Origin of the sequence: Saccharothrix sp. ST-888 (assembly GCF_000955975.1) — a bacterium.
Classification (GTDB): domain Bacteria; phylum Actinomycetota; class Actinomycetes; order Streptomycetales; family Streptomycetaceae; genus Kitasatospora.
This window is the reverse complement of the sequence record NZ_JYJF01000159.1, coordinates 1-9,861: the sequence shown is the minus strand read 5'-3', so window position 1 is coordinate 9,861 and position 9,861 is coordinate 1. Positions and strand designations below refer to the sequence as shown.

The 9,861-nt window shown below is 72.8% G+C and carries 5 protein-coding genes; all 5 read right to left on the bottom strand.

Features of this window, described 5'->3' with window-relative positions:
- Nucleotides 1-62: 62 nt before the first annotated feature.
- On the bottom strand, nt 63-470 hold the full coding sequence (locus UK12_RS30530) for a hypothetical protein (protein WP_156179026.1): 408 nt from the start codon (nt 468-470) through the stop codon (nt 63-65).
- A 144-nt stretch (nt 471-614) separates the two neighbouring features.
- Nucleotides 615-1,685: an SDR family oxidoreductase gene (locus UK12_RS30525; RefSeq protein ID WP_045306450.1), complete on the bottom strand. Its 1,071-nt coding sequence runs from the start codon at nt 1,683-1,685 to the stop codon at nt 615-617.
- Complete coding sequence (locus UK12_RS30520; protein ID WP_156179025.1) at nt 1,682-3,160, bottom strand: polyketide synthase dehydratase domain-containing protein; 1,479 nt, start codon at nt 3,158-3,160, stop codon at nt 1,682-1,684. Before UK12_RS30520 ends, UK12_RS30525 begins: the two co-directional genes overlap by 4 nt.
- Nucleotides 3,141-8,261, bottom strand: coding sequence for a type I polyketide synthase (locus tag UK12_RS30515; protein WP_045306448.1), 5,121 nt, complete (start codon nt 8,259-8,261; stop codon nt 3,141-3,143). The genes UK12_RS30520 and UK12_RS30515 overlap by 20 nt, the downstream gene beginning before the upstream one ends.
- Nucleotides 8,262-8,314: 53 nt before the next feature.
- Nucleotides 8,315-9,861, bottom strand: a 1,547-nt coding sequence (locus UK12_RS30510; protein ID WP_045306447.1) for a PfaD family polyunsaturated fatty acid/polyketide biosynthesis protein, incomplete at its 5' end; no start/stop codon positions are given.

Here is a 9,861-nt window from a genome sequence, read left to right as displayed (position 1 = left end):
ACCATCAGGTGCTTGGCCGATGTGGCCCGGAGACCACCATGCGACCACCAGCTGACCGGACATCAAAAAGGCCGCTCCCGCCAGAAGCGGAAACGGCCTGCGACCTGCAGTTTTGCAAGTCGGGACGACAGGATTTGAACCTGCGACCCCTTGACCCCCAGCAGCGGGTCGGACAATGAGCGGTCTCCGCTCATTGTCCCCGCGCGGCAAGGCACGGGTGGCCGGCCATCTGCACCGAATCGAATGGGACCCTTTGCGCCTGCCTCCTCACCGGCATCCACGGCTTCTGACTCCTCCACGACGAGTACGCCGAACTCGACGAGGAAGACGAGGAGCCGGACGACGAGGAGGAACAGGAGAAGGAGACAGCTGAGCGACACCAACACCACAGCCGCGCGCAGTTCGCCGCGCTCGTCCGCACCGGCGCCGCGCAGAATCGCGACCGGCTGACCTAGTGCCGCTTCATGCAACGTTCGCCCTATCGTGACGTGTCGCCCGGTTGCTGTGCCGGGCGGCACCGGACCGTCAGCGGGCGCGATCTCCAGAAGCTGCCTCCACCCGCCCCCAGCCGCGGCTCGGTCGGCGAGTGAGCTGGCGAGGGATGTGATGTCAGGTCAGAAGGACGGGCTCCAGATCTCCTTCGGCAAGCCGGCCAGATGGTGGCACATGGCGGTCAGGGCGGATTCGACGGCGGTCTCGGTCGGGGCGGGTGGTCCGCCGGGGATGGTGCCGAGGGAGGTGGGGAAGGGATCGGCTCCGTTGAAGGCCGCCATCAGACCGGTGAGGTGGCTGATCAGGCTCGGCTGGGCTTGGGGCCCGGCGTGGGCGAGCACCAGGTCGATGACGGCGGCGCTGGTCTGCGGGCTGACGAGGAGGGGTTTGAACACGTCGGCGGTCATCTGGGCCCGGGTCGGGTCGCGGCGCAGCCATTCGTCGGCAACCTTTAGGCCGATGTCGATGACGCGGCTGATCGGCAGAGCGGCGGGGCCGGCGGTGATCCAGTGCTCGCCGCTTCCCGTGTCGGTGTCTGTCGTCGCCAGGGCGGCGAGGGCTGCGGCGGCGGTGTCCTGGGGGATGAGGTCGGCGCAGGTGCCGGGCTCGGCGGGCAGGAAGGGAAGCATGCCGTTCATGGCCAGGCCGACCAGGTAGTGGAAGGCCTGGAGGCGGGCGACGCGGCCGGTACCGGAGTCCCCGATGACGGTGGAGAGGCGGGCGATGGTGGCGGGGAGGCCGGACTCGCGGACCATCGTCTCGGCAGTGGTCTTGGAGCGCGCGTAGGCGCCCAGGGTGATGGTCCGGCCGTTGGACTGCTGCTCGATGCGAGCGAAGGCGTCGGTGCGGGCGACGAAGGCCGAGGAGACGTACACCAGCCGGGCGTCGGCGTCGGCCGCGAAGTGCAGGGCGTGGCCGGTGCCGCGGACGTTGAGGTCGTGCAGCCGGTCAGGGGCCGCGCCGAAGTCGACGGAGCCGGCGCTGTGGACGATGACGTCCACGCGGGCGGCCAGCGCCCGGTAGTCGGCGGGGTCCAGTCCCAGCCAGGGACGGGTGATGTCGCCACGGACCGTGTCACCGGTGAGGGGTTTGCGGTGGGTCAGGGTGACGACGGCACGGCCCTGGAGGTGCCGGAGCAGGGCCGATCCGACCACACCGGAGCCGCCGGTCAGCAGGATCGTCGGTCCGTTCACGCGAGCTTCTCCTTGGGGCCATCGGTGACGGTGGCGGTGTCGCGGTCCCAGCGAACGTCCAGCGGGATGGTGCCGGCCGGGATGGTGCCGGCGGGGTCGGCCGGTGTGCGGGCGGTGCGCAGTTCGTTGTCGACCTCGACGTGGCCGGGGTGCACGGCCAGGCGGCGGGCCGCGTGTTCCTTGGCCGCGATGCGGGCCAGTTGGTCTCGGCTGGGTGGGCCCGGTGGCAGACCGTAGAGGACGGCGGCCGCGCCGGGCGGGGTGTCCAGGGCCTCGACGTCTACGCGGCGCAGGGTGGTCGTCCCGCCAGCCGTGGTGGAGAGCAGCAACTCGGGCACGTACTGGCGGTCACGCAGGTAGGCGCGGCGCAGCGTGGGCGCGGTCCGGGTCATGGCGTCGACAGGCAGGAGCACGAGGACGAGTTGGAAGTCGACCAGGACGCGCTCGTGGCCGCACAGTTGGACGTCGTAGACCGGCATGCTCGGCTGACCGTCCTCGAACCCGCTGAACCGGGCCTCGACCTCGATTCGGCCGGATTTCGGGAGGGGCTCGAAGACGCGCAGCCAGGCCAGGCGGTGGGGGAAGCCGAGCAGACCCGTGGGCCGTGCGACACCCGGGTTGCCCAGGCCCGCCTGGTGGATGACGTGGGTGGCGGCGTCCAGCAGGCCCGGCTGGAGGAGGCCGTGCGGGACGCTGCCGTGATCGGCGTCGAGGATGCCGGAGGAGCCCTCGGCACCGGAGCGAAGCGCCACGAGGTACTGGAAGCTGGGCCCGTGGAAGAGTTCGCCGCTCTCGTACGGGTCGGGTGCGGTGCGGGGGTCGGTGAGCGGTGCGAAGCGTTCCGGGCGCCGGGTGTCCCAGGTGCCGGTCTCGATCTGCGCGGTGGTGACATCGGCGTAGCGGGACAGGGCCGGGTCCTTGGCCTCCCACCACAGGGCCAGGGCGGCGGTGGGACGGTCGGCGGGGCCGGTGACGGTGGTGCGCAGCCGGACCGGACCGGGGAGCGGAAGCCAGCGTCGCATCCGCAGGTCGCGGATGGCTCTGACGGGTCGTCCGCTGTGACGGGCAGTGGCGGTGGCGAGGTGATCGACGATGGACATCATCGGCATCGTCGGGACGGTCCACGTGGGGCGGTGGTCCAGCAGCCAGGGCGCGGCCTCAGGGTCGAGGACCGTCTCCTCCACAGCGGTGGTGAGCTGCTCGGGATGTGGTCGCAGGGCGGCCAACTGTTCGTACAGGCCGGTCTGTTGGCGCAGGAAGGCGAGGTGGAGTTCGGTGGTGCGCCGGTGCTGTGCGGTGATGGCGGCGAGCCCGCGCGCGGTGGACGGGCGGGCCGTGGGCGAGGTCCCCGGCTGCGTCGGGAGCGGGGCGGAGGGGGTGGCGAGAACGGGTGGCAGCTGCGGCGCGCGGCCCATGGTCTGGGCAGGCCGCTCGGGTACCTCAGATGGGGCGGTGTCAGCGGGCCTGGTGGTCACCGGAGACCTCCGCTGCGGCGTCGGGACGGGCGCCAGCCGTCAGCATCACCAGGACGGCGGGCGTGGTGTCGTTCGTCTCCGCGAGGTAGGCGTCGGTACCGGCCTGCCAGGAGATCAGCGCGACGGCCTGCTCACGCAGGTGCTCGGCCACGGCCGGGGTGATCATGCCGCCCTGCCAGGGGCCCCAGATCAGCGCCCGCACCTGACAGTCGGGCCGCCTCTCCTGCTCAGCCAGCACCACCTGATGGAGCGTCTGGTTGGCCATCGCGTAGTCGCACTGGCCCGCGTTGCCGAAGACCGCCGAGACGGAGGAGAAGACGTGCAGCAGCCGCAGCGGATCGTCCGCTGTGGCGGCCAGCAGCGCGCGCAGGCCCTCGACCTTGGTGTCGAAGACACGGTCGAACTGCTCGTCCGTCTTCTCCGCGATCAGCTTGTCGGCCAGCACCCCGGCTCCGTGGACCACGCCGGTGACCGGTCCCCAGTCGGCCCGCACCCGGTCGAGTACGGCGGTCAGTGCCGCCCGGTCGCGGATGTCGACGGCCACGTACCGGGCCTGGGACCCGGCCTGTTCGAGCGCGGCGAGGGTCGCCCGGATCTCGCGGCCGGATGTCACCTGACGGACCGTCGCACGCAGCTGCGCGGGAGTCGGGACGGTACCCGCGGGTCCGGTGACGGCGAGGAGGCGGGCGAGGTCGGTCTCGGTCGTGGCGGCGGCAAGGCCGGCGGGCTCGTCGAGGAGTTCGGTCCGGCCCAGGAGGAGGAAGCGGGCGCGGTACCTCCCGGCGAGCCCGCGGAGCGCGGCCGCCGTGATGCCGCGTCCCCCGCCGGTCGCCACGATCACGGGGTCGGCGCCGAGGTCGGCCAGCGGACCGGGTGCGAGGCGTTCCTCGGCGAGGCCCGGGGTAAGCCTTCGGCCGTCGGCGGTGAGCCCCACGGTCTGGGTGGTGCCGCCGAGGAGCAGTTCGTCGGCGAGGTCGCGGGCGATCGTGCGGGCGTCGCGGTCTGCCCGCTCGCAGTCGATGGCTTTGACCGAGGCCTTGGGCCATTCGCGTGCGGCGGTGCGCGCCAGCGCGGCGAGGCCGCCCAGCCAGGCCCGGGTCTGGTCCGTTGCCGTGGTGCCGAAGTCGCCGCCGGTGTCCTGGACGGTCACCAGGACGCCGCCTTCGGCGGACAGGTGCGGCGCGATCGCGCGCGCGGTGTGGAAGGCCGCGCGCTGCACGGCCAGGGCCTCCTCGGGGGAGCCGATCTTGGTCAGCCCGCCGAGCATCACCACGGCTGCGGCCTGCGGTGGCACGGCGGTGCGGACTTCGGCGGGGATGCCGCGGGCGGTGAGTTCGTCCGCGAGGGCTGGCGCGACGCCGTCCGCGTCGTCGACGATCACCACGGTTCCGTGGCCCAGGCCGGGTAGGGCGGAGCCGTCACGCTGGGACCGCACCTGACATGGCGTCATCCTGGTGAGCGGCATCTCCCCCGCCTCCGAGGTGGGCGCCGGTTCGGGAGCCGGTACCGGCTCTGGGGCGGATTCGTCGACGGCCAGTTCGCGGATCCGGTCGGCGATGTCGCCCACCGTCCGCAGGGCCATCAGCCCCGCCAGGCCCGTCTCAGCGGCCGCAGCGGGTGCGGGGACCAGAGGGCGCAGGGTTGCGAGGATCTGGACCCGGGTGATGGAGTCGATGCCGAGGTCGGTGTCGAGTTCCATCTGGAGGCCGAGTAGTTCCACCGGGTATCCGGTGTGCTGGGAGACGGCCGACAGGACCAGCGCTTCGATGTCGTCCGGCGCTTCGGAGGCCGGGGCACGGGGCGTCGGTGGCTCGGCCGGCTGCCCACCCGGCACCGGCACGGGCGGTGCCGGCACGGGCGGCTGCGCCACAGGTGGCGCGAGTGGCCCGAGCGACACGGCCGTGGGCGCCGACATGACGGGCGAACTGGAGTACGGCCCGCCGCCGGAGTCAGCCGTGGTGAACTCTGTTCCCGTGCCCAGCAGCGCGGTGAGCGCGGTGACCGACTGCTCGGCCGTCCGCAGGTAGGCGGCATGGGCGTCGGCGGTCTGCCGTTGCAGTTCGACGAGCGCGGTGAGCAGGTCCGCGCTCGCCGCGCCCGGCCCGGGCGACGGAAGCATCGCAGGTGCGGGACGCCGCGGCGGCACCGGCTGCGACGGCTCTCCCCGGGGCACGGTCGTCGGTGCGGGTGGCTCGATGAGCCAGGGGGTCATGGTGATCGGTGCCACGGCGGGATCGGGATCGATCGTGGCCGGGTACGGCTTGCCGAGGTTCCCGCCGCTGATCTTGACCGTGGCGGCCGACAGCGGCCTGGGCTCCTCGCGTTCGGGCCCGTGGGCCGTCCAGAGGGCGTCGAAGGTGATCGGGACGCCTGCGGCCGAGAGCCGGCCGAGCGCGTCGTGCAGGCTGGTGACGCCGTGCCGGCCGGCGCGGTCGAGGCTGACGGCGAGGTGGTCGGAGCCGTCCAGGATGCGCGCAAGCAGGCCGGTCAGTACGTTGCCTGGCCCGACCTCGACGAAGGTGCGCACCCCGTCGGCGTACATGGCGGCGATCATCTGCGCGAACCTGACCGGCTCTGCCATCTGGTGTGCCACCAACTGCCGTACGGTGTCGGGATGCACCGGGTAGCGGGCCGCGTCGGCGTTGCCGTACACGTCGATCAGCGGCGCCCGGACCGGCACGGTGCGCAGGTGGTCGAGCAGGGGCTCGGCGGCCGCGGCGACCAGCGGGCTGTGGAAGCCGGTGGCCGTGTCCAGCCGCCGGGCGACCGTACCGGCCGCGCCGCAGGCGGCCTCCAGAGCCGTGATCGTCTCACTGCTTCCCGATACCGTCACCTGGTGCGGCCCGTTGTGGCCGGCGATCCACGCCTCGTCCAGGCCGCATCCGGCGATCAGCGAGGTCACGTCCTTCGCGGTGGCGTCGACTGCGAGCATCGCGCCTGGAACGCCGGCGGCCTCACCCATCAACTCGCCGCGCCGGCGGGCCAGGTGAAGCAGGGTGTCGGTGTCGTAGGCGCGCGCGGTGTGCAGCGCGAGCAGCTCGCCGAAGCTGTGCCCGGCCGCGCAGTCCGGCCGCAGCCCCAGGTCCTCCAGGAGTTCCATCAGGGCCAGGCTGTGGGCGGCGATGGCTGGCTGTGCCCACTCGGTGGCGGTCAGCCGCGCCCGCTGCGCCGCCTGCTCGTCGTCGGTGAACGCGGCGGGCGGGAACACCACCTGCGACAGCGGGACGTCGCCCAGCGCCAGGCGGTCGATCCGATCCCAGACCCGCTGGGCCTGCGGGAAGTGCACGGCGAGGTCGACTCCCATGCCCGGATACTGCGATCCCTGGCCCGGGAAGAGGAAGGCGATCCGCCCGACACCGCCCCGGCCCCGGGCCCGGCCGTAGTGGATCCCCGGTGAAGCGAACGGCGCGTCAGGCTTCTCGCGCATCTGGGTGAGGGCCCGGCGCAGCTTCGCGGCCAGGTCCGCGGCATCGGTGGCGACCACGGCGAGCCGTGCCTCGTCCCCGGCCTTGAACTCCCGCTGCGAGGCTCGCGCGAGAGCCGGCAGCGCGCTCCCCTCCTCGGCCTTCGCTAGATATTCGCCGCACCTGGACAGGAGTTCGCCCGGGGAGCCGGCGGAGACCACCATCAGCTCGGTGGGCCTAGCCAGGCTGCGCGGCGCCGGTCGGCTGCCGCCGTCACCGCTCGGCACGAACTCCTCCAGCGTGACATGGAAGTTGGTGCCGCCGAACCCGAAGCTGGAGACCCCGGCTCGCCGGGGGTGCTGCGCGCCGTGCACCCACGGCCGGGTGGTGGTGTTGAGATGGAACGGGCTCTGTTCCAGGGCGAGTTCGGGGTTGGGCCGGTCCACCTTGATGGTGGCGGGCAGCACCTTGTGCTGCAGGGCGAGGGTGGCCTTGAGCAGCCCGGCCGCGCCCGCCGCGGCCTTGGTGTGGCCGATCTGGGACTTGACCGACCCGAGTGCGCACCACTGCCGGTCCGCTCGTCCGCTCTTCTCGAACACCGTTCGCAGGGCGGCGACTTCGGCCAGATCGCCGGCCGCGGTGGCGGTGCCGTGCGCCTCGACGAGCCCCACCGTCCCAGGGCCGTAGTTCGCCGCCGCGTACGCGCGCCGCAGCGCCCGTGCCTGCCCGGTGGCGAGCGGCGCGTAGATGGAGGTGCTGCGGCCGTCGGAGGACGAGCCGACGCCGCGAATCACGGCGTAGACATGGTTGCCGTCGCGTTCGGCGTCGGTGAGGCGTTTGAGGGCGAAGAGGGCCAGCCCCTCCCCCAGCATCGTGCCGTCCGCGCCCTCGGCGAACGGGCGGCAGTCGCCGGTGGGTGAGAGCGCGGGCGTCTTGCTGAACGCCACGAACATCATCGGATCGTTGAGCGTGTCCACTCCCCCGGTGACGGCGAGGTCCGCACGACCGAGCACCAGGTCGTCGACAGCCGCCGACAGCGCGGCCAGCGAGCTCGCGCAGGCCGCGTCCACCGTGTAGTTGGAGCCCTGCAGGTCGAACCGGTTGGCGATCCGCCCGGCCACGACGTTGCTCAGCAGCCCCGGGAAGCTCGCCTCCTGCCACGGCACCCACTGCGCCGCGATGTCGTCGCAGAGCGCCTGCGCCTGCTCCTCGCTCAGCCCGTGCCGGCGCAGCCCGCGGTGCCACAGCGGCCGGCCGAGGCGCGCCGCGAGTTCACCGAGCAGTTCGAGCGAGGCACTGCCGAGGATGACGCTGACGCGGTCGCCGTCGGGCAGACCTGCGCGGGAGCCGACCGCGTCGGCGAGCACCCGCTCGGCGGCGACCAGCGCGAGCAGCTGGGCGGTGTCGGTGGCCGGGAGGTTGTTCGGCGGCAGGCCGAAGGCCATCGGGTCGAAGTCGACCTCGGGCAGGAAGGCGCCGCGCCTGGCGTACGTCTTGTCGGGCGCGGCCGGGTCGGGGTCGTAGAAGTCCTCCAGCAGCCAGCGGCTCGGCGGGACGTCGGTCAGCAGGTCCCGGCCTTCCAGGACGTTGCGCCAGAACGCGTCCGCGTCGACGGCGCCCGGCATCACCGCGCTGATGCCGACGATGGCGATCGGCACCGATGGCGCGAGTGCGGCCGGAACTTCGCTGGCTGGCATGGCTGGTGTCCCCCGGGGATGCAATGACGGAATGGATCGGTGAAGCGGCTGGCTCAGTGGAGTGGGCGTGGCCGGAAGGCGAAGGCCTGCGGCGGCAACGGCACGCCGAAGGTCCGCAGTTGGTGCGCGCGGGTCACGACCGCGGCGCCCTCCAGCAGGTTCCGGGCGATCTGCACGACCGTACGGCTGCCCGGCTCCGCGAGGAAGCTGCCCGCCGTCCACCGGTTGAACGCGCCCGCCGCGGGCCCGCACCACACCTGGAAGTCCGCGCGGCGCTGCGCCTGGCCGCTGACAGCCCAGCGGCTCGCGTGGCTCAGGTACCAGCGCAGGACCAGCGCCATCCGGTGCTTGGGGTCTACCGCCGCGCGAGCCAACTGAGCCGGGTCACGGTGCCGCCAGTACTCCTGTGTGCTCGTCCAGATCTCATCGAGCGGGGCCTGGAACACGTCGCGCTCCAGCGCCGTCCGCTCCTCCTCGGGGATCTCCTCCAGGCAACCGTGCCGGCGGTAGACCTCCCGCAGCCGCCCCGCCCGGGGCGCGAACAGGGTGCCGCGCCGCAGCACCTGCACGTTCATACCCAGCTCGAACATGTCCGCCGCCGGAGCCATCGCCACATCCGCCAGGTCGGCGCCGGCGATCAACTCCTTCGCCTCGTCCGAGGTATCGGCCTCGACCGCCATCTGGTTCACCGAACCGGTCAGCACATAGCCGGCGCCGAGCGCGAACGCCGCCGCCACGGAAGCCGGATCCCCGAGACCGCCGGCCGCGCCGACCCGCACCGGCTCGGCGTAACCGAACTTGCGTCGGGCATCTTCCCGCAGGGCCAGGAACGAGGGGAGCAGCGCGATCAGCGGGCGGTTGTCGGTGTGCCCGCCGCTGTCCGCCTCCACGGTGACGTCCGAGGCCACCGGCACTCGACCGGCGAGCCTGACCTCCTCCGGCGTCAGCTCTCCGCGCTCCAGCAGGAGTCGGAGCAGCTGCTCCGGTGCCGGCGCCATGAACGGCTCCGCGACCTCCGGTCGGGAGACCTTGGCGAAGACGGCGGTTCGGCGCACCACCCGGCCCGCGTGGTCAGCACGCAGACCGGTCGCGGCGCACCGCACCACCGCGGGCGTGGGCTCCGCGAATGCCGAGACGGAGATCCGCGGCACGCGGTACCTGATCAGCAGGTCCGCGACCTGCTCCTCCCGCGCGGGCTCGGAGGGCGTGTGGATGAGGTTGACGCCCCAGTTGGACCGGCCGCCGAGCGCCGCTGCGAGGTCGTGCAACGCCCGTTCCAGCGCCGGAAATCCGACTCCTGCCGCACCGAGGAACGCCAGCATCTCCGCCTGCGCCATCGCGGTGACCAAGCGGGTGCCGGCGATGCCGCCGGCCATCTCGCCGGCCACATAAGGGAACCGCACCCCGTGCGCCTCACCGAACGAGCGGTCGCCCAACCACTCGGGATACAGGGCCGGAACCGTGCCGATCACGGCACAGTCCGGCTCCGTCCCGGCGAGCTCGGCCTCGGTCGCCAGGCCGCGCAGCCCGTCGGACCGCCTGGCGACGAGGTACAGGGGCTCGCGTATGCGATGCGCGAGAGCGGCGAGCCGCTCCTCGC